We start from the raw sequence: 21460 nt of genomic DNA, 5'->3' as shown, positions 1-21460 counted from the left end.
TGACCGAGACGTCAAGCGAGCTAGAGCCCGCAAGGTCAGATCCAGGAACCGCGATCGTCCACGTGCCATCGGCACCAGCCGCGCCTGTGAGCGAGGTGTTACCAACCGTCAGGGTGACGACATCACCCTCATTGAACTCTCCCGTCACCGTGCCAGTGACATCCACCGACGTGCCAGACTCTGCGGCATTGACCACGTTATCCGAAGTCACCGGATCAACCGAGACCGTCACCTCAGGCGCAGTCGTGTCAACCGAGTAATCGTGGCTAACCGTGGCCGTCGTGCCGTTGCCAGCCGCATCGGTAGACGTCGCGCTGACAGCCACCGCGCTATCAGCCAACAGATCATCGGTCGCAACATCCACAGCCCAGGTGCCGTTCGTGGTATCCACGGTGGCTGTGTAATCCTGGCCATTGACCGTGATCGTCACCGTGGTCGACGCTCCCGCCTCGGCACCAACCGTACCCGACACCGCAATCGTCGCAGCGCCAGACTCGGCGGCGTTGATGACGTTGTCAGCAGTGATCGGATCCACAGACACCGCCAGCTCAGGTGCAGTCGTATCTACGCCATAGGAATGGGTCGTCGTCGAAGTCGTGCTATTGCCAGCCGCATCCGCAGTCGTGACCGACACACTCAGAGAGCCAGCAGCAGCCAGGTCAGATCCAGCAACCGCGATCGTCCAAGTGCCATCAGCACCCACTGTGCCTGTAAGCGAGGTGCCGCCAACCGTCAGGGTGACAACATCGCCTTCATTGAACTCACCAGACACCGCGCCGGACACATCCACCGGCTCGCCGGACTCAGCGACATTGACGAGGTTATCCGCAGTGATCGGATCCACGGCAATGGTCAATTCCGGGGCGGCGATATCTATGCCATAAAGGTGCGAGGTCGTCGCGGTCGTACTGTTGCCTGCCGCATCGGCGGAGGTCGCCCGGATCACGACCATGGAGTCCGCCAGCAGGTCGGCGGTGGCGATGTCGGCTGTCCAGGTGCCGGACTGGGGGTCTATCGTCGCAGCGTAGTCGTGGCCGTTGACGGTCAGGATCACGGCGATCGATATGCCGCCTTCCGAGGTAATCGTCCCCTTGAGCGCGATCGTCGGCGCGCTCGCTTCAGTGGCGTTGATGACCCCGTCGCCCGCGACCGGTGCCATGGCGACGGACACATCGATCCCTGAGCCGCCGCCAGGTTCGATGGTTACGCTGCTGGTCGCGGCGGTGGCCGCGCCGTCTTCGGTCGAGCTTGCCTGCGCAGTGACCGCGAAGGGCGCGGTGCCTTCTGGCACCCGCAGCACCAGCGTCAGATTCATGGCCTGCAGACCGTCCGGATTGGCAATATACCAGTCACCACCGGGCAGGCTCACCGCGCCTTCGACCGCCACGCCCTCAGGGATTCCGGTCAACGTCACGCCCGAGAGCGTTTCGCTGCCATCGGTGTCCAGCAGGCCCACATGCAGGCTCAGCGTCACTTCATCATGGGACTGCCCGGTCTCTTGATAGCCGATGCTGATGTTGCTGCTGGAATGCCCGTCCCCATAGATCAAGCCCTTGACATTGTTCAGAGTGATCGACAGTCCGCTATCCAGGTCGGTCAGTCGACCGTTGAGGAATCCCTGGTTATAGGTTGCGTTCGTCAGTTCGTAGCGATCATGGGACTTGCTGAGAAATACATAATCCCGGTTCTCGCCATTGATGCCATACAGCGGTTGCCACGCCTGGCCGTCCCGGCCGACGACCAGCGTATTGAAATCGCCAATGAGCGCAATGACGTCTGTCTGGCCCTGGGTGGCATCGTTCGGGTTGATGTTGCCGCCGGTATTCGCCGCAAACGGGGGCAACATCAGTTGCCCGGTACCCAGGCCGCTGACGGTGTATGCGCCATCGGCCGTCGTGATCACGATTCCGCCGTCCAGGGTGTAGCTGGCCTCGGGCAGGGCTTGGATCGTGTCCCTGGAGACGACCTCGAAATGCATCTGCGGCGCGTCGGCGACCGGCGCGATGTCTACCACCAGAGTGGCTGCCGGGCCTTCGAACTCGCCATCCGATGGCCGATACGTGATATGCGCGTAATCGGCCTGGTTGTTGCCCACAGCATCGCCCGCCGAGGAATCCCAGCCAGACTCGTGTGCATCGGGCACGAAGCGCAGCCGCCCAGCCTCGATGTCTGCCCGCGAAATCTCGTAGCGCCCGTCCGAGAGCTGGATGGTGGTCCACGCCGGCGCCTCGCCGGGCGCGGCCGCGTTGAACTGCAGGACCCCGTCGGCCGGCAGACCGGTGATGAGGATGCCTTGGTCCGCCGACGGCGAGTCGTCCTTGACGTTGAATTCGTCCCACGCCAGCACCCGCGGCGTATCCTCGACTCCCAGGATCCGGCCATCGGTCGCGGTCGGCGGGGTGTTGAGGGCGTAATCGTGCGTCACTGAGGTGCTCGCGCTGTTGCCGGCCGCGTCGGTCGCGGTGGCCATGGCATAGACCTCGCCCTGGTAGCCGAACTCGGATGCCGGCACGGATATCGACCAGTGCCCATCGCCGTCCAGGGCGGCTTCGTAGGCCCGGCCGTTGACCTGGACGGTCACCGCGATGTCGGCCCCCGCCTCATAATCCAGCGTGCCGCTGACGATATAGCGGGGCTCGACAGCCGCAAGTGAAGCGGTGACTCCCCCGGCAGAATCCACCCGGTCGATCTGCTCGATCCGGATGTCCACGTCGGGCGGATTGGTGTCCACGCCGTAATCCCGGGATACCGCCGCGGTCACGCTGCTGCTGCCATTAGTGGCGGTGACGGCCGCATGCAGGGAGCCCTGCTGCTCGAGGGCCGAGCCGGGCACATGCGCGGACCAGCTGCCATCACCCGCGACAACGGTCTGGTAGGCGTTCCCGCCCACATCCAACGTGACGATATCGCCTGCCTTGGCATCGCCGCCCACCCGGCCGGACACCAGGACGTAGTCGCGGGACTCACGCAGATTCAGGACATTGTCGCCGGTGATCGTACCCACGCTGATGCTGGCAAATGCGGGCGTCAAGGTCGGGAAGGGGATGCCGGGGGTGGCGTCCGGCACGCTGCTGGAACCGGGCGTGCCCGCGGTATTGTCGGGACCCTGACGGTCGAACCGATCCGACGACAGGTGGCCATCGTTCGGGACGGTATGCGGAAATTCGCTGACCAGGGGGCGGCTGGGCTCGGCGATCCGTGCAAAGCGATCGGCGATCGCACCGGTCGTTTCCAGCAGATTCAGGAGATGGACGAGGTTGTCGGTGCTGCGTTCGGCCGGGTCCGATGCATAGACATCCGCCCGACCGGTCGCGCCCTCATCGCTGTCGGAGAGCAGGTTCAGGGACTGAATGGCCGTGAAGAGGTCCTCGCCCGTGCCCAGCAACCTCGCCAGGATGCCGGTCGTCGAACTGTCGAGACCGTGAATCGCCGCATCGATGGCGTTCACATCACTTTGGATCACGTCGGAGCCGAACAGGAATTCGCGATCCGAGCCGATGTAGATGGGGTCGCTGTCGGCCATCTCTAGCCGGACAGTGCTGCCATCGCCGGTGACGATCTCGGCCCCCTGCGAAACCGTCATGCCCTCCGTGAGAGGAATGCGCTCGCCGTTGGCTTGCTTGAGCCAGGCCTGACCGATGATCAATGTAACCGTTGCGACTTGAATAGCCATTGCGTCGATGCTCTTGATGTAGTGTGGCGCGCCAAAAAATTCTTTTAAATCAATGGACTTCCATGGATTTTCGGATTACGGGCGCAATAAAGTGCTCCTATGGTAAGGAAATTCGACGCAGCAACATATTGTCGTCGCCGACAGGTTTGGCCGGAACCGACTCGCGCGACCGATCTTGATCCACGCGCTAAGGACGTGCACCTCGGGCAGCCAGGCCGGAAGGCGTCCCACACGGCGCCTATTGCTGACGACAATCCGGCGGTTTTCCAGAGCGGCAAAGCGGATTCATTAGATTCATGTATACATTAAGAAGATAACCCCATGAGAAATTCCCATAAAAAAGACGTAAAACTAGGGAAACCACTAATGAACAGAACGAATTCATGTATGCACAATTGATATCTGTTAAGGTTTTTTGGCGAAAATCAGCCGAAAAATCGAGATTTCCAGATTACATGTATACATGAAGCGGGATTCAAACCGCGCAACCAGCGGTCGCCCGACCAAGAGAAAACACAATGGATAAATTGATCATGAGAGCCAGCCACGCCCTGGTTCTGGTGTGCTCAACGGCGCTGGTCCTGATGATGATCCAGGTCACTCTGGATGTGGCGGGCAAGTATCTGCTCCACGAGCCGATTCCGGGGAACGAAACCATCGTGGCCAGCTACTACATGGTGGCGATCGTGTTCCTGCCGCTCGCCTGGGTGGAGGTGTGCGGCGAAGCCATCGTGGTCGAGCTGCTCTACGGGATCGCCTCCAAGCCCATCCGCATGCTCATGGCGGCGATGGGCGCCGCGGCGACGGTGATCTGCTACGGCTTTCTCGCCTGGTTCCTATGGGCGCCCGCGATGCACGCCTACCGAATCGGCGAGTTCGACGCCAGCACCTGGGATGTCATCACATGGCCCAGCCGTTTCCTGTTGCCGATCGGTCTGGCCCTGGGAGCACTTGTCGCCCTGCTCCAGCTGACCCGCATCTTGACGGGGCAAGGCCCCTTGAAGCATGAATTTGCGGATGGCACATCCGACTTTCCAGATCAAATTTGAGGAACCCTGATGGATCCCTTGCTTGTCGGCATTCTCGGCATCGTCCTGTTGTTGGTATTCATTGCCACGCGCTTTCCCATCGGGATCGCGATGGGGCTGGTCGGGTTTCTCGGGATACTCCTGATCATCGGGCTGCAACCGGCGATCGGCGTAGCCAAGGCGGTGCCCTATGAACTGGTGGGGGACTGGAACCTCTCCGCCGTCCCGATGTTTTTACTGATGGGCTATTTCGCATCCGCCGCCGGGTTGACGCGTGGCCTGTTCCGCGCCGCGAGGATTTTCCTCGGACACGTGCCCGGCGGCCTGGCCTCCGCGACCGTCATGGCCAGCGCCCTGTTCGCCTCCGCGAGCGGTTCGAGCGTGGCCACGGCGGCGGCGTTTTCCCGCATCGCGGTCCCGGAAATGCTGAAGGCCGGCTACCTCCCGTCGCTCGCCACCGCCTCCGTCGCCTCTGCCGGCACGCTCGGATCCCTGATCCCGCCCAGCGTTCTGCTCATCATCTATGGCTTGATCACGGACCTTTCGATCGGCGCCTTGTTCGTCGCCGCCGTGATTCCGGGGATCCTCTCGGCAATCGCGTATATCGTCATGATCACGGTGCGCTGCAAAATCAATCCGGCGCTCGCCCCCCGTGCGCAGGAGGCTTTCACGGCCGAGGACCGCAAGGAAGCAATCCGGGACATCTGGCCGCTGCCGCTGCTCATCGTCGGGGTGCTCGGCGGAATCTTTACCGGGATCTTCACCGCAACCGAGGCCGGTGCCGTCGGCGCGTTCCTGGCGGTCGTAATCGCCGCCGCCAGGCGGCAGTTCAACCTGAGGGTCGCGCAAAAAGCCTTGTTCGACACGGCAGTCAGCACATCCGCAATCTTCATCATCGTGGTGGGCGCGGCGATCTTCTCGCGTTTCATTGCTCTGTCGACCCTCCCGGTGTGGGTGACAAGCTCACTGGACGGCTACAGCTTTGCCGCCGTGATCATCCTGATCTGCATCGTGTACCTGATACTCGGCTGCTTCATGGAGAGCATCTCCATCATGCTGCTGACGCTGCCCGTGCTGGCCCCCCTGCTCGAGGGCTATGACGTCAACATGATCTGGTTCGGTGTGCTGGTCGTGAAGCTGTTGGAAATCGGGCTGATCACGCCGCCTCTGGGCCTGAATGTCTATGTCATCCGCTCGAGCCTCGGAAAGTCGGTCGCGCTGGGGACGATTTTCAAGGGCGTCACGTGGTTCATCATCTGCGACGTTTTCGTCGTGGCCTGCATGATCGCCTTCCCAGTCCTGACTCTCTGGCTGCCTTCACTGATGAAGTAGGCGGAGCCCCATTCTCATCCAAACGATCGCCACCACAAGGGATCTGAAATTTATCAAAGGAAACCCATGAAAAAGTCTGTCCTGATGCTTGCAATCGCCGGTCTCGCCTTCTCGTCCGCCAGCTTGGCCACGACGTACCGGGCGACGAATTGGCTGCAGCCCATTCACACGCTGAACGCCGAGCCTTATCAGAAGTTCGCCGAGGGGCTCAAGAAAGCCACCGACGGCGGGATTTCGTTCACGGTTTATTCGGGCGGCACGCTGGTGCCCGCCAAGGCCACCATCCAGGCGCTGCGCGACGGGACGGCCCAACTGGGAATCGTATACCCCGGATACACCCCGGCAGAGCTGCCGCTGAACAACGTGCTGGTCGATCTGGGCTTCCTGGTCAAGGATCCGATGGCGGCAGCCTTCGCCTACACGGAAATCAATCTCACCAACAAAGACCTGATCCAAGAATGGCAAAAGCAAAAGGTCCTGTTTGCCGGCGGCTATTCGACGCCCGCCTATAACTTCATGTGCGCCAAGCCCATCAAGTCGCTGGCCGACGCCAAGGGCAAAAAGATCCGCACGGCGGGCGGCACCCAGACCGACTGGGTGGCAAGCATCGGCGGCGTGCCCGTTTCGGTCCCCATCGGCGATGTGTACACCGGCCTGTCGCGCGGCTCGGTCGACTGCACCATGGCCGAGGTCCCCAACCTGATCAACTCGAAGTTCATCGAGGTTGCCTCCTCCATCACCCGCCTGGACATGGGCGCCGTACCGGGCGCTATCTATGTGCTGAACCCCGAGTTCTGGACGAGCCTGTCGCCCGAGAACAAGAAAGCCATGATCACGTATATGGCCAAGGGCCAGGCGGATCAGCAGATCGGCTATGCCGCGCGCGCCAAGGAAGCCCTGGCGATGGCTGAAAAGAAAATCCAGGTTATTCAGCCTGATCAGGACCTGGTCGACGCCCTGCACGCATTCCAGTCGAGCTACATCAAAGAGCTGCCCGCCAAGGCCATAAAGGACCGCGGCGTCGCGGACCCGTCGGCCATGATCGCCGAATACACGGCGCTCGAAACCAAATGGCACGATCTGCTGGGCACCATCGATCGCGAGGACGCGAACGCGGTTGCCGCTTTGCTGGAAAAGGAAATCTACAGCAAGGTCAACCTGGACCAGCTCATCGCTCAGTAAAACCATGAGCGCCCTCGGGCCGCTCAGGCCCTGGGGCGCGGTTGTTATTCAGGATCGACTATGAACAGCCAGGATGAAACCCAGATCGCCGTGCTGCGGAACCTCTACGCCAAGCAGGCCCATCTCATCGATACGGGCCAACACGAGGGCTGGGCCCAAACCTTCACCGCGGACGGCGAGTTTCATTCTCCCACCTATGGGGAACCCGCCATCGGGCACGACCAGCTCGCGGATATTTCGCGCCGGTTCAGCGAGTCCGCGCAACAGGCGGGCGAGCGCCACCGCCACGTCATCGAGAACATCTGGGTGACCGAATGCGATGGATCCTCCGCCCAAGTGCGCGCGTACGTGATGATCGTCGGCACCGACATCGAACGGAAACAGGCCCGGATTCTGCGCATCGTGACGAACATCGACCAATTGGAAAAGTCAGCCGATGGGTGGCTGATCCGCCACAGGAAGGTCGAATACTGAGCCGGCAGGCTCGACTCCGGCAGCCCGCCAGATCCCGCGGGGCTGCACGGATTCATGGATATTTTTCAAAGGGTTAAACGTGGAACATCAATCGACACATCCCGGTAGCGGCCTGGGCGGCGTCCGGTATCCGGAGCTCGCTGGTCGCGTGGCCGTCGTCACGGGAGCGGCCCGAGGAATGGGCGCATGCTTTGCGCTCGGGCTGGCGCATCAGGGCGTGCACGTCATCGGCGTGGACCTCGACCAGGATCTCTTGCAACAAACATTCGATGCCGCCCGCCAGGACGGCCGCCTCGCCGCTGACGGCACAGGATCACTGACCGCCCTGCGCTGCGATGTGTCGCAGCGCGACGAGCTGTTCAAGATCGCGGCCGAGGCCAAGGCGCGTTTCGGGCGCCTGGACATCTGGGTCAGCAATGCGGGCGTTTTTCCCCAGACCCCCATCGCCGGCGTCACCCCCGAAGAAATCGATCGCACCTTCGGCGTCAATGTCGACGGGGTGGTTTTCGGCGCACAGGCCGCCGCACAGGCCATGCAAAACGGTGGCGTCATCATCAATATGGCCTCTGTAGCCGCTTTCCGGGTCAGGCGCGGCCGGCCGATCTACTCGGCGTCCAAGGCGGCGGTCCACAACCTGACGCAGTCCCTGGCGGTGGAATTGGGTGATCAGGGCATCCGGGTCAACGGCCTGGCGCCCGGCTTCATCGACACCGAGATGACGAATTGGGTCAAAGAGAACCCCGAGGCCATGGCCAAGGCTCTGTCGACGATCCCGCTGGGACGCATCGGCACGCCCGAACAGGTGTTCAACGCCCTGCTTTTCCTCGTGTCCGATTCGGCATCCTACGTATCCGGCCAGACGCTGGGCGTGGACGGGGGATCCCGCCATGGCTGACCACAAGGGCGTAGTGCTGGTCACAGGCGGCGCCCAAGGCATGGGCGCATCGCACTCCGAGGCCCTGGCCAAGGCGGGCTGGCACGTGTGCGTGGCAGACCTGAAGGACACGACGCCGACGGTGCGCGCGATCCAGGCGCAGGGCGGATCCGTCAGCGGCCATGTCCTGGATGTGGTGGATTCCGGCGCCTGGAACGCCCTGGCGGCTCACATCAAGAGCGCGTTCGGTGGCCTGGCCGGCCTGGTGAACAATGCGGGCGTTTCCTACCGTCATGGCATCAACGACACCGATGATGCAAACTGGCACAAGGTGATCAGCGTCAATCTGAACGGCGTATTTTTCGGCATGCGCGCGATGGCGCCGCTCATGCGCGACAGCGGCGGCGGGTCGATCGTCAACATCTCCTCCATCTCGGGCCAGCTCGGCTACCATGGCGCGGCCTACGGAGCCAGCAAGTGGGGGGTCCGCGGCCTGACAAAGAGCGCCGCCGGGGAATACGCACCCTGGGGAATCCGGACCAACTCCATCCATCCCGGCCTGATCGATACACCCATGGTGTCCAATGCGGATGCCTTCGTCGCGTCTTCCCTCGAATCCATCCCCTTCGGGCGGGCCGGAACACCCGCCGAAATCAGTGCGGCGGTGGTCTTCCTGATGTCTCCAGAATCGTCCTATCTGAATGGCAGCGAGCTGACAATCGATGGCGGCCTGATCGCCGCCGGAACCTACTGGCGAATCCGCCACGAAGCAGCCAAACGATCCAAGGGAGGCGACTTATGAGCAATTGGGACGTCATTGTCATCGGCGCCGGCGGCGCCGGGCTCGCCGCGGCGGTGTCCGCCGCCGAGCATGGCGCCAGCGTGGCGGTGCTGGAATCCGAAAAGGAAATCGGCGGATCCACACAACTTTCCGCCGGCATGTTCACGGCTGCGGACACCAGCGTGCAGCGCGCCCTCGGCATCGAGGATTCCGCTGCCCGTTTCTTCCAGCACTACATGGACCTCAACCAGTGGCGCTTGCAACCCGGCTTGATCCAGCGTTTTTGCGAGGCATCGGGGCCGACCCTGGAATGGCTGATCGGGCTGGGCGTGGACTTTCCGTCGAAATTCTCGACCAATGCGCATGATCCCGGCCTGATGCAGGCGGGCGTCGAGGACATCTGGCGTGGCCACGTGCCCAAGGACCAGGGGTATGGCCTGATCAGCGTCCTGAACCAGCAGCGGCTGGACAAAGGCATCGACCTATTCCTGGACAATCGCGTCGAGGACCTGGTCGTGCAGGACGGACAGGTACATGGCATCAAGATCGGCGGCGAGTTGATCGAAACCCGCGCGGTGATCGTGGCCAGCGGCGGGCTGGCCCACGACAGTCATCTGCGCCGGCTGTACTACCCGGAAACGCTGACCGCCGGCGAGGACCTGTTCATCGTGGCGGCGCCGGGCAGCCGGGGCGACCATATCCGGTTTGCCGAATCGGCCCGGGCCGCCCTGACGGGCCACGGCCAGGGCTTGCTGATGGTCACGTCCTACATCCAACGGCTGCATCACTGGCAGTCGGGCTTTCCGCCGCGCTCGAGGATCTACATCAACCAGTCGGGCGATCGCTTCATGAACGAGGACATCCCATACGCCGTATCCCCGGGCATCGTGCGGGACAACGGCGGTTCGGTCTGGAACGTGTTCGATGAAAAGGCCCGGACATCCCTGCCGGAGGGCTACGCGCACTGGAACAAGGAACGCATCGCGGAGGATGCCGAAACAGGGGCGATGCTGAGCGCGCAAACCCTGGACGAACTCGCCGCAAAGATGCACGTGCCGGCCGATCGCCTGACGGCCGCGGTGGAGCGCTGGAACGAGCAGCTTCCCAACGGCGTCGACCCGGACTTCCTGCGCCAGGCCACCATGCACAACAAGGGCGACGACCGCCCCCTCGATCCGATCGCCCTGGCACCCTACTATGCCGCGCGGACCTGCCCCGCCGAACTGGTGTGCACCCACACGGGGCTGGCCATCGACACCGAAGCGCGCGTCCGCGACCTGCGGGGTACGGTGATCAAGGGACTGTACGCGGCGGGCGAGGCCGGCGGCGGCGTGCTGGGCAACCGATACGTAGGCGGCGGCAACTCGATCGCCAACGCCTTGACCATCGGCCGCATCGCCGGCGCATCGGCCGCCCAGGATGCCGCGGCGGCCCGCTGACCGTTCGGGCATCGTGCGCCCCTGCCCACGATGCCCGATTTTTTCAACAAAGGATTCCTCATGAACGATCACGACACCTTTCTGCGGCGGCTGGCCGCGGAACACGACATCAAGGACGCCCTGCAGCAGTACTGCCGCGGCGTGGATCGGCGCGACTTCGATCTGGTGCGCGGCGCCTATCACACGGACGCCATGGACTATCACGGCCCCTACAACGGCGACATCGACGGCTTGATCCAATGGATGACGCGGCGCCACGAAGGGGTCGCGCAATCCATGCACCTGTTAGGCAACTGCATCATCGACTGGGAAAGCGATACCGTGGCCCTGGTCGAGACGTATTGCGTAACCTACCAGAAGCTCAAGAGCGGCGGCGCGGCCTCGACCTCTGACGTCGGCCTGACCGTGGGTGGCAGCGGGCAACAGACACAGGTCCGATGCCGCTATCTGGACCGCTTCGAAAAGCGCGAAGGCGCCTGGCGGATCGCCAAGCGCGTCGTGGCCTACGAGTCCCTGCTCCTCGAGGATTCGCCCGGGGATGCGCCTTTCTCGGCCCACATGCAACTGGCCACACGCGGCAAGGACGATCCGCTGTACGCCCTGTTGGGCTAGAATCGACCGTCGTCCACCTGCCTTGCCGGGGAACGCCCTTTCATGAGCATTCTATTCAGCCCGCTGTCCATTGGGCCCCTGCGGATTCAGAACCGCGTCGTCGTGCTACCGATGTGCCAGTATGTCGCCCAGGGCGACGGCCTGCTGCGGCCCTGGCACATCATGCATTATGGAAACCTGGCGACCTCGGGCGCTGGCCTGGTCATCATCGAAGCCACCGGCGTCCAAGACACCGGCCGCATCAGTCCGAACGACCTCGGCCTGTACAACAGTGAACAGGAAGCCCGGTTCACCGAATTGCTCGCGGGCATCCGCACGTTTTCTCCGGCAAAGTTCGGTGTCCAGCTCTCGCACGCCGGGCGCAAAGCCTCGTCGCAACCCTTCGACAACCCCAACCCTGTCCCGGTGGACGCCGGCGGCTGGCTGCCCAGCGGCCCCTCGCCCTCGACCCACAATGACCGCTGGCCGACCCCTCATGAGCTGTCGCGGTCCGACATCGAATCGATCGTCGACTCCTTCGTAGCGGCGGCCCGGCGGGCGGATCGGGCGGGCTTCGATCTGATCGAGATCCATGGCGCCCACGGCTATCTCGTCAGCTCGTTTCTATCGCCCGTGGCCAATCAGCGACGGGATGAATACGGAGGCTCGCTGGAAAACCGCATGCGCTTGGCGACGACCATCGCCCGCGCGGTGCGGGCGGTCTGGCCCGCCGACAAGGCCCTGGGTTTCAGGCTGAACGGGACCGACTGGATCGAAGGCGGGATCGTGATCGACGAGACGGTGGCGGTTGCCAAGACGCTGAAGGGGCTGGGCGTCGACTACATCAGCGTGTCCAGCGGCGGCAACACACGTGCCCAACAACTGCCCCCGATGGTTGCGGGCTACCAAGTCAGCTTGGCCGAGCGCGTGCGCAAGGATGCGCAGATCACGACATTGGCGGCGGGCCTGATTGTGACGCCGACTCAGGCCGAGCACATCGTGGCCTCGGGGCAGGCAGACTTAACCGGGATCGGGCGGGCCGTCCTGGATGATCCCCGCTGGGGGCTGCATGCCCAGCATGCCCTGGGCGACAAAACGAATTACCCGCGATCGCATTGGCGCGCCAGCCCCGAAGCCTGGCCAGGGTTTCCCATGGCGCACCCACTACGTGCGTGATGACTACCGGCGCCGCCGGTAGATAGCGTTTCTGCAGGGCGCCTATATCCGGACGATGTCGACGTCGCGATGATGATGTCGTCGCCCTGCGAATTCGTCATGCTCTCCTTGGGAGAAATCCATTCTCCGTTAGGTTATTTGAGCCAAGCTCGGCCGATGACAATTTGTTACTTTTACGACTCAGATAGCTGCTGTCCTGATGCTCTCTAGGTCGGATTATGCGCAGAAATTCCTTCATCTCTTTCAGTTTCTTGATGACATCTCTCAGGCCGCCCGCTCTGCCGACAGATTTGATGAAGCAGGCCTTGGCCCGGGCATCTATCTGCTCCCATACGTACGAGTAAGGCTTCCATCCCTATCGGGCCCGTATGCGCTGCTCTGTCGGGTGGCGGGAGGTGCTACCAACGGAGAGGCGACGATGGTCTACGCACCTCATCCGAGTAGCCAGCGCTAATCTCCAACTTCTTTTTGCACAGCCGATTTCTGATATGGAGCTGGGTCTTCGCTCGGGTTGTGGCACGTTATCCGTTAGGGAAAACACGGATTCTCTCCAATAAGCAAGGATATACACTATAGAAAATAATATATTCTTTTGGGTGAAATATATGAGATTAGGGACTGCACTCATCGAAGGTGCATTGTGTGTCGTGTCTCCCTCCAGCGGAAGGCTGAAACTAATCGGAGAACGAGGAATGGATCTCGGTGCATTCCTGCGACGGGGCCTTGCAGTCGACGACCTACAAGCTCTCTTTATCGATGCGAAGACCGCGAACGAATCCGATATCACCCTCCTTCCGCCTATAGTCGCGCCCAAAAAAATCATTTGCATCGGCCTGAACTACGTGGATCACGCGCAAGAAAGCCTCTACGAACCACCCAAGTATCCGACCCTATTTCTACGCACAACCACCAGTTTGAATTCCCACAGAGCGCCTGTTGTGCGGCCACACGATAGCGATTCGCTAGATTTTGAAGGCGAGATGGTTGTGGTGATAGGTCGCAAAGGGCGCCGAATCCCAGAGGGCGAGGCCCTGGACTACGTGTTTGGTTACTCCATAGGCAATGATATTTCCGTACGGGATTACCAATTCAGGACGCCACAATGGGCGATCGGAAAGAACTTTGATGGCACAGGCCCCTGGGGGCCTTACGTAACAACGGCGGATGAATTACCTCCAGGCGCCAGCGGCCTAAAAATCGAGACCCGGCTGAACGGCATAGTTGTGCAGTCGGATCGTACCGACAACATGATGTACAGCGTCGCCGCCATCATTTCTTACATCAGTAACGCGATGACTCTTGAGCCGGGTGACATTATATTTTCCGGCACACCGGCCGGCGTTGGTCTTGGCCGAAAGCCTACCCTTTATATGAAAGGCGGAGACATCGTGGAAATCGAAATTGAACATCTCGGAGTACTGCACAACAGCATCCAGGACGAATAGCAGCCACCAAAATACCTCACCAATATTAAGTAGTTGCCAAGACAATCCGATGAGAGATCACCTGAATACTTCCATGGAAGGAAGTTCAATATCTATAAGGAGGCAAGTATGGGTAATAAGGATAGGCAAGAAATCCGGCTTTCCAACCTGGGAGACCCGATTAGTCACTATACCGATGCAGTACGTTTCGGCGAAACCGTCTATGTATCTGGTATTGCTGCGTTAGATAGCAACGGCAAAGTCGTCGGAGGCGATGACGTCGTCGAACAATGCCGACAAGTCTTTAGGAACATGAAGACACTCCTAGACGCCGTTGGGGCTAAGCCATCGAATATCCTGCGCGTGACTGTTTATCTGTTAGATGTTAATGACAGGACCAAGATAAACCCTGTCCGGAAAGAATTCTTTGGAGACACACGCCCAGCAAGCACACTGATTGGCGTCAAGAATCTGGCAATGCCTGACATGAAGATAGAAATCGAAGCAATTGTCGGGCTCAGTTAACACAGAAATCAACCTTTCTATAGGTGATTAACGATGAAAATACATAGATTTGCCACCACCATGGTGCTCCTATCAGCCGGTTTCATCAGCTTACACAGCGCCTCAAGTTTTGCTGAGACAGATACAGCAAAAAACGCTCAGAAGCTGAAATTTGCAATGTATCTAGGCCCACAAGCTGCAGAGTCCAAGACAATCGAAGAATGGGGGCAACTGGTCGCAAAGGAAAGCAACGGCCATATCACCGTGCAGCAGTTTACTAGCGGAGCCCTGATGCCGGTTAAAGATGTACTCGATGGCGTCGCTCAGGGGCGGGCTGATTTAGGCGGTACTGGCCCCTCATATAACCCCGCGCAGCTACCCCTGTCCACAATCGTCTCTATTCCATTTCTTGCTCCCAACGCGGAAGCGCAGTCTTTGGCATTTCAGGAGCTTTATGAGAAGAACGACGATTTCAGAGCTGAGTGGGAGAAAAATGGCGTTCATGTTCTCATGTTCTTCCCCCAGCCCCCCAGCGTCCTGGGCACTGGTTTTCCAATTACCCAACTGAGCGATCTGAAGGGTAAAAGGATACGGGCATTGGGCTACGCCGCCCAAGCTGTTTCAGCTATTGGGGCAACCCCCGTCAGTATCGCTGGTCCTGATACCTTTGAAGCCATGCAGCACAGTGTGATCGATGGCTACATCAGTATTCCGTTCGAAGGACTGAAATCATACGGCCTAGACCGCGTAACGAAATACATCACAGAACCAGGCATCGGCGGATATTTCATGTTCGTTTCGATTATGAACCTGAAGAAATGGAGAGCATTGTCAGAAGCCGATCGTGAGGCAATTACGCGTGCAACTAAAGAGGCACAGAGAACTATCGCTCCGCGCAACCTCGCAGCAACAGGCGCAGAAGTCTGCAAGACCGTCAAGTCCAAGGATACTAAGATCTCTGCACTCGACGATAAAGAAATCAGCAAATGGAAGAAAGAAGTCGGCTCCCAATTTAAAACAGATTGGCTGAAGACGCAGAAAAACAAAGATCAAGCAGAAAAATTCTATAACGAATACGTAGCTACCGTCGCAAAGATCGCACAATCTAGTCATTATGTCTCGTCAGTAGACAAGTGCATGCAATGAGGAATACGGATGCACTTCGTTGCTGCGATATCTCTGGCAATTTCTAATTAACTTAATAGGACAAGCAGATATGGTGCGATCAATTGGCGTGCTGGCAGATAGAGCTCTCGCGGCGATGAGCACCATATCCGCAATGTCCTCAACCTTATTCACAATTGGGCTGATGATTCTAATTAGCCTGAATATTGCGTTGCGAAATTTTGGTACCTCCATGCCAGGTTTGGTGGAGGGAACGGCATTGTTGATGGTGATTATCATATTTCTAGGACTATCAGCACCTGAACGCTCGAATGAGCACATAGCAGTGGACTTGATGACCCGGTCAATAAGGACAAAACCAAGGCAATTTATTAATATTATATCGAAGCTGATTTCGGCCTTTATCTCAACATGGCTTTGCTACGGGGCATTCCTCTCCTTCCGGCATTCCATAGACATTAGCGAATATCAATTCGGTCTAATCCGATTCCCAATCTGGCCTGCACGCCTAGTAGTATTTATCGGTTTGCTGCTGTTCACACTAGAAACAGTAAGAAATGCGCTCAAAAATATGGCGAAATTTTCATCATCTGGAGAAAACGGGAGTCATAGGCAATAGCCGACATTACGAGCAGCCGCAGAAAAACCAGTAACGTTTTAGGAAGATACGCCATGGATGTTACAGCCGTGCTTATTGCCTTGGGAGTCCTGCTGGTCCTAATAATGATCGAGATTCCGCTCGCGATCTCACTCGCCGGGGCAGGCATCGCCGGTTTAGTAGTCGCCTCAGACGCAAGCGTTGCTACTAGCTCCATTGGTGCCATTCTGTACAGCTCAACGGCCAACTTTGCGTTGATCGTGATCCCGTTGTTTATTCTGATGGGGATGTACGCCGAGCATGGTGGTATGGCAAAGGAGCTCTTCGCCGTTGCAAACAAGCTATTTCGGGGCACGGCCGGTAGTGCGGGAATATCGGCAATCGCCGCCTGCGCAGGCTTCGGCGCAGTATGTGGATCAAGCCTCGCAACAGCGGCAACCATCGGACGGACAACAATCAGCGAGCTGAAACGGTATGGATACTCGAACAAGCTCGCAGCAGGTGCCATTGCAGCCGGCGGGACGCTTGGAATCCTCATACCGCCGAGCATTATATTGGTCCTGTACGGGATCATCACGGGCGAAGATATAGGTGCCCTGCTGATCGCCGGCATTATCCCGGGAATACTGAGTGCTATTGCCTACAGCATCACAGTTTCTCTCTTGGCTGGCCGAGACGTTCAACGTACCCGGACGGAGCAGACACGCCAAATCGCTGACACCAATCGCCCTACTCCTACCCTGCCCGACCTTATGGTTGATAGTGAGCAACCGACCGAAATGCAGATGATCTTCGGTGCGGGACGCATCGCGGTGCTGTTTATCATCATCATTGGCGGTATATACACAGGTCTCGGCACAGTCAGCGAGGTTGCGGCCCTGGGAGCGTTGTTTGCCTTGCTCTTTGCTGTTTGCGTGACCATATGGCGGGCCGGCAACCCCCTTGAGGCGTTCTACTCAGCATCCATTCAAGCTGCGAAGCTCAGCAGCAGCATCATGGCTATCTATGTCGGAGCCTCCATCTTCAATTATTTCCTGGTATTCGCCAATGTACCATCTGCTGCTGTCCAATGGGTAGAGAGCTTGGGTCTCGATCCCAAGCTTGTCACCGTCGCATTCCTACTAATGATGATTCCGCTAGGCATGCTATTGGACTCCATCTCAATTGTCGTCGTGACCATGCCGGTTATCTTTCCCGTCATTAATGAACTTGGTATTGATGGAGTCTGGTTCGCCATATTAATGGTCAAGCTGATTGAAATCGGCCTCCTGACCCCCCCCGTGGGGTTGAACTGCTACGTAGTCGCGGGCACTCATCCCGGATTGCGCTCTGACGAGGTCTTCCGCGGAGTCATGCCGTTCATCGCAACAGACTTGATCGTTTGCGCGATCTTGTTCCTCGTCCCCAGCCTCGTCACCTGGCTGCCCACCACGATTGCCAATTAAATAGGGCAGCAGCCTTTACAACCAAAGGAGTCATTAAAATGACAGATTTCGACTACGGAAAGTACTTTAGCAGAGTGCGAAATGCCTGGAAGATGCAGGTAAGAAAGGACGACGTAAATTGGCTCGAAACGTCCAAAAAACCACAGCCGCGTCATTCGGTCGTTTTGTACTTGGGATGTAACGTCTTCCGAACAGCACACCTAGCAGTAGAAATCACCCGCGTGTTCGAGCGTCTTGGCATCGACTTCGTAGCGGTAGGCGGGCCCTCATTTTGCTGTGGCGCCGTGCATGACATACAAAAGGACCGCATCTCCGCAGATAACATCGGTAATTCGACCTTGGACAAGGTGAGTGAGTATAACCCGGACGTCATGGTCACCTGGTGCCCAGAATGTAATAACCAGTATGAAGACCGCATCACTAACGAACGGGCGCTCGGTTTTCCAATCATCCACGCGACAGAGTTCCTCATGGACTATCGTGATCGCATGCCGTGGGTGAAGGAATTCCGCGGCCGTGTCGCTCTCCATGGCCATGATGGACGTCGACCGGAAGACAGCGCACGAGCGGCGCAACTGATCGCAGCCGTGCCTGGTGTAACATTTCTGGGATCATCGGCAATTCCCGATCTGGGTAACGACTGTGGATATCCAACCCCGCCGAAACTGGGCAGAGAGCATTTTCACACGCTGATTGAATCAGAAAGAGAAAAGCTCCTGGCGCTCGGCGCTGATACGATTGCGACTATTTATCACCCATGCCAACGCGAGTGGGCAAAATTCACCAATCCAAACCTGTCGATTAAGAACTATATATCGATCATTGCGACGGCACTAGACTGCGCCTATGACGACACGCAAACATTAATCGTACATGCGAAAACCCCAAAACAAGTGGTCTCCGAGACCACGGATTTCTGGCAGTCCAATGGCTTGAATAGTGATGAGGCGCAGGCTATTGCCTCGTACGACGTATGGCCGGAACACAAGGGCCAAGCGGACATATACAAGGAATAGTGAGAACTAGCGCGCGCATCAAAGGCGCGCTCTATCTTTACCTGAGACAGCATGTCCAACAGACGACAACTGGAGATGTCAAACCATGAAGGTGCTTGCAGACTTAAATAAATGTATGGGCTACGGTAACTGTGTGGCAACAGCCCCAAATATTTATCAACTTGATTCAAACGGCAAGGTCAAGGTCATAAAACCCACCATCAAATCACCAGATGATATTGCGCTCGCACAGGCGGCAATACGCAACTGTCCTACATCCGCGTTGAGCATCTCGGAAGACAAATCCTAAATCAAATCGCAAGGCCATATCGAGGAGAGGGGAAATGGAATCGAGCGTTGTTGTCATTGGCGGATCAGTCGCGGGAATCCGAGTTTGCCAGGCGCTCCGTTCCGAGGGATTCATGGGAGAGATCACCATCCTAAGTGAAGAGCTCGGTCTTCCCTATGACCTACCTCCCCTATCAAAGACCTATCTCTCCGGTGATCAAGAGCGGACAGATTTCCAATTGCTCAGCGACGCGGATTTGGTGTCGCTGAAACTTAACCTCATGCGCGGCGTCACGGCTATCGCGATAAATCCGAGAGAGCGACAAGTCGTCTGCAGTGAAGGTCGTACCATCCAGTACAAAACGCTAGTAATCGCATGTGGGGCCCGTCCAATAGCCGCACCGTGGGACAAGGTGGAGGGAGTGACACAGTTTCGCACAATCGGGGAAGCGAACCTTGTACGACGTAGGATTGAGCAAAAACGGGCTGTTGTTGTGATTGGTGGAGGGTTTATTGGCTCCGAAGTCGCAAGCACCGCTCGGGCTTGTGGCGTGCCGGCCACCATCATAGAACGACAGCCCACACTTTTATATACTGCGATCGGACCAAAATTTTGCACGTATATCCAAGGCCTGCATGTTGCGGCGGGGGTCACTGTACTGTGCAACACATCCGTCGAATCGGTCGCCAAAGACGCCGGACGGGACGGTATTATTGTGAGCCTCAGCGGAGGGCGCAAGGTCAGCGCAGGAGTCGTTGTATCTGGAATCGGCGTACGTCCCAACACCGCATGGCTAGAGACCAGTGGCATCCCCATTAATCAAGGAATCTTATGCGACGAGTTTGGTGGCGTCCTCGGGTTTCCAGATATTTATGCAATTGGAGATGTTTCATTATGGTTTCATCCGTCCCGGATGATCCATACATCATATGGGCACTGGACCCGAGCGACTGAGACCGCTGGCGTGGTTGCACATAATATCGCCCGTCCCAAAGAAAAGATTCCATATAATGCCGTGCCCTTTTTTTGGACATGGCAGCACGGGAAGTTCATTCAAGTTGTAGGGCGATGGAGCGCTACGGACAGAGAAATTGCGATCAAAGGGGAAACTCACGGCAAAGTGAAGTTCGCGGCGCTATACGAGAATCAAGGCAAGATCACTTGCGGGGCGGCAGTTGACTGGCCTGACAAAGTTCCTTGGCTACGCGCTGCTCATGCACAGAACAAATCGATAGATGAATGCGTCGAATATCTACGAAGCAACTGCGATCATGCCGTGGTAGAAGACCAGTCTTCGCAACCCGCCAAATAACGCTATGTAGGAGTATAGAATCATGCCTGGAGCCGATATCCAGCTTCGATCCATCAAAGGGTTCCACATTGGTGGTACCGTCAGAGAGGTCTCGGGTTTCGAACCCAAGTCACGGTCAATCGTGCCAGGCGAGCCACCAGAAGTCGTGGATATGAATGGTGACCATGCGCTGGGACAAATGTACGCTAGTTACTATCAGCAGACCAACCCCCAGTTTTCTCTACCCCTGCTACTCTGGCACGGAGGTGGTTTAACCGGGGTCTGCTGGGAAGATACACCTGATGGACGGCCAGGCTGGCTGGATCATTTCTTGCGAGCAGGCTTCGACATCGTCGTATCTGATGCCTTCGAGCGAGGGCGTGCCTCGTGCCCCGCCTATCCACAAATGCTTCCGGAGGCGCCTGAATACCGCTCCTTAAATGCCATTTGGCATCACTTCCGCTTAGGCCCCAAAGGCTCCTACCCCGGAGCGCATCATGGTGCCGCCATAAGGGAAAAGGCATATCCAAATCAACAGTTCCCGGTCGAATCTCTCGAACAGTTTGCGAAACAATTCGTTCCCCGCTGGACTGATACAGACCAGCAAGCGATTCAGGCTTATGGCCGTCTCTTGGAAAAGATGGGACCATCGGTCATAGTTGGACATAGCCAGGGAGCGTATTATGCTTTGGTATGCGCTCAGAAATACCCAGAACTTGTCAGGACCGTTATAGCCATTGAGCCGCCCGCTGTTCCCAGCAAGATAAAAATTTCACCTGATACGTCGCAGAACTATCTCTTTCTTTGGGGAGACTATATCCATGGCGTGACTAACCATTGGGAACGCTATCTGTTAGCTTCAAAAAAATACAGTGAGGCGCTCCAATCAATGGGACATGGAGCCGAGTTTATCGAGCTACCAGATCGAGGCATACTTGGCAACAGCCACATGTCAATAATGGATAAAAATAGTGATCAGATCGCTGAGCTTATACGTTCGTGGCTCATGAAGCGGGTGCACGACATCCGATGTTCGCGATAGCAGGACACGCGGGACGTACTGTCGATGTAGTGCAGAGACAACTGCAATGCAAATGTGATCCTACGCCTCGCATACGGACTCACCTGCCTCTAGAACGTTGCGATATACTTTGGATATCGTTATCCGACTTAGACATGGCCGCCAGAGATAACTCGCCGGAGATTCATAGGGAGGATGTTAAAGAACTGACAGGCTGA

At 58.1% G+C, this 21460-nt stretch carries 19 protein-coding genes; 18 read left to right on the top strand and 1 reads right to left on the bottom strand.

Going from position 1 to position 21460, the window contains the following annotated elements; genetic code table 11:
• Nucleotides 1–3673, bottom strand: a 3673-nt coding sequence (locus ABS761_RS10810) for an Ig-like domain-containing protein (protein WP_350408322.1), incomplete at its 3' end; no start/stop codon positions are given.
• Between the two features lie 533 nt (nucleotides 3674–4206).
• On the opposite strand from ABS761_RS10810, the gene ABS761_RS10805 reads away from it, so the two are divergent.
• From ABS761_RS10805 to ABS761_RS10720, 18 genes are all read left to right on the top strand, one after another.
• Nucleotides 4207–4722, top strand: a complete 516-nt coding sequence (locus tag ABS761_RS10805) for a TRAP transporter small permease subunit (protein WP_350408321.1) — start codon at nucleotides 4207–4209, stop codon at nucleotides 4720–4722.
• Between the two features lie 9 nt (nucleotides 4723–4731).
• Nucleotides 4732–6033 (top strand): TRAP transporter large permease, encoded by a 1302-nt coding sequence (locus tag ABS761_RS10800; RefSeq protein ID WP_350408320.1) that lies wholly within the window; start codon nucleotides 4732–4734, stop codon nucleotides 6031–6033.
• A gap of 66 nt (nucleotides 6034–6099) precedes the next feature.
• Nucleotides 6100–7215, top strand: a complete 1116-nt coding sequence (locus ABS761_RS10795) for a C4-dicarboxylate TRAP transporter substrate-binding protein (RefSeq protein WP_350408319.1) — start codon at nucleotides 6100–6102, stop codon at nucleotides 7213–7215.
• Between the two features lie 60 nt (nucleotides 7216–7275).
• Nucleotides 7276–7689: a nuclear transport factor 2 family protein gene (locus ABS761_RS10790; RefSeq protein ID WP_350408318.1), complete on the top strand. Its 414-nt coding sequence runs from the start codon at nucleotides 7276–7278 to the stop codon at nucleotides 7687–7689.
• 79 nt (nucleotides 7690–7768) lie between these two features.
• Nucleotides 7769–8584, top strand: coding sequence for an SDR family NAD(P)-dependent oxidoreductase (locus ABS761_RS10785; RefSeq protein ID WP_350408317.1), 816 nt, complete (start codon nucleotides 7769–7771; stop codon nucleotides 8582–8584).
• Nucleotides 8577–9365: an SDR family NAD(P)-dependent oxidoreductase gene (locus ABS761_RS10780; protein ID WP_350408316.1), complete on the top strand. Its 789-nt coding sequence runs from the start codon at nucleotides 8577–8579 to the stop codon at nucleotides 9363–9365. The genes ABS761_RS10785 and ABS761_RS10780 overlap by 8 nt, the downstream gene beginning before the upstream one ends.
• Nucleotides 9362–10783, top strand: a complete 1422-nt coding sequence (locus tag ABS761_RS10775) for an FAD-dependent oxidoreductase (protein WP_350408315.1) — start codon at nucleotides 9362–9364, stop codon at nucleotides 10781–10783. The genes ABS761_RS10780 and ABS761_RS10775 overlap by 4 nt, the downstream gene beginning before the upstream one ends.
• A gap of 60 nt (nucleotides 10784–10843) precedes the next feature.
• Nucleotides 10844–11395 carry a nuclear transport factor 2 family protein gene (locus ABS761_RS10770; RefSeq protein WP_350408314.1) on the top strand — a complete coding sequence of 184 codons (552 nt, stop codon included), beginning with the start codon at nucleotides 10844–10846 and terminating at the stop codon, nucleotides 11393–11395.
• A gap of 42 nt (nucleotides 11396–11437) precedes the next feature.
• Nucleotides 11438–12550 carry an NADH:flavin oxidoreductase/NADH oxidase gene (locus ABS761_RS10765; RefSeq protein ID WP_350408313.1) on the top strand — a complete coding sequence of 371 codons (1113 nt, stop codon included), beginning with the start codon at nucleotides 11438–11440 and terminating at the stop codon, nucleotides 12548–12550.
• 692 nt (nucleotides 12551–13242) lie between these two features.
• Complete coding sequence (locus tag ABS761_RS10760) at nucleotides 13243–13995, top strand: fumarylacetoacetate hydrolase family protein (protein ID WP_350408312.1); 753 nt, start codon at nucleotides 13243–13245, stop codon at nucleotides 13993–13995.
• A gap of 108 nt (nucleotides 13996–14103) precedes the next feature.
• Nucleotides 14104–14499 carry a RidA family protein gene (locus tag ABS761_RS10755; RefSeq protein ID WP_350408311.1) on the top strand — a complete coding sequence of 132 codons (396 nt, stop codon included), beginning with the start codon at nucleotides 14104–14106 and terminating at the stop codon, nucleotides 14497–14499.
• Between the two features lie 33 nt (nucleotides 14500–14532).
• Nucleotides 14533–15624, top strand: a complete 1092-nt coding sequence (locus ABS761_RS10750) for a C4-dicarboxylate TRAP transporter substrate-binding protein (RefSeq protein ID WP_350408310.1) — start codon at nucleotides 14533–14535, stop codon at nucleotides 15622–15624.
• Between the two features lie 19 nt (nucleotides 15625–15643).
• The gene (locus tag ABS761_RS10745; RefSeq protein WP_350408309.1) at nucleotides 15644–16222 is read left to right on the top strand and encodes a TRAP transporter small permease subunit; all 579 of its coding nucleotides are present in this window, start codon (nucleotides 15644–15646) and stop codon (nucleotides 16220–16222) included.
• Nucleotides 16223–16275: 53 nt separating this feature from the next.
• Nucleotides 16276–17646, top strand: coding sequence for a TRAP transporter large permease (locus ABS761_RS10740; RefSeq protein WP_350408308.1), 1371 nt, complete (start codon nucleotides 16276–16278; stop codon nucleotides 17644–17646).
• Between the two features lie 38 nt (nucleotides 17647–17684).
• Complete coding sequence (locus ABS761_RS10735; RefSeq protein ID WP_350408307.1) at nucleotides 17685–18662, top strand: heterodisulfide reductase-related iron-sulfur binding cluster; 978 nt, start codon at nucleotides 17685–17687, stop codon at nucleotides 18660–18662.
• A gap of 85 nt (nucleotides 18663–18747) precedes the next feature.
• Nucleotides 18748–18951 (top strand): ferredoxin, encoded by a 204-nt coding sequence (locus ABS761_RS10730; RefSeq protein ID WP_350408306.1) that lies wholly within the window; start codon nucleotides 18748–18750, stop codon nucleotides 18949–18951.
• 34 nt (nucleotides 18952–18985) lie between these two features.
• Nucleotides 18986–20242, top strand: coding sequence for an NAD(P)/FAD-dependent oxidoreductase (locus ABS761_RS10725; protein ID WP_350408305.1), 1257 nt, complete (start codon nucleotides 18986–18988; stop codon nucleotides 20240–20242).
• A gap of 22 nt (nucleotides 20243–20264) precedes the next feature.
• The gene (locus ABS761_RS10720; protein WP_350408304.1) at nucleotides 20265–21263 is read left to right on the top strand and encodes an alpha/beta fold hydrolase; all 999 of its coding nucleotides are present in this window, start codon (nucleotides 20265–20267) and stop codon (nucleotides 21261–21263) included.
• Nucleotides 21264–21460: the final 197 nt, after the last annotated feature.

The organism is Castellaniella sp. GW247-6E4 (assembly GCF_040276065.1).
In the GTDB taxonomy this organism is placed as follows: domain Bacteria; phylum Pseudomonadota; class Gammaproteobacteria; order Burkholderiales; family Burkholderiaceae_B; genus Castellaniella.
The sequence above is the reverse complement of the archived record's forward strand: the minus strand, read 5'-3'. Positions and strand labels throughout refer to the sequence as shown.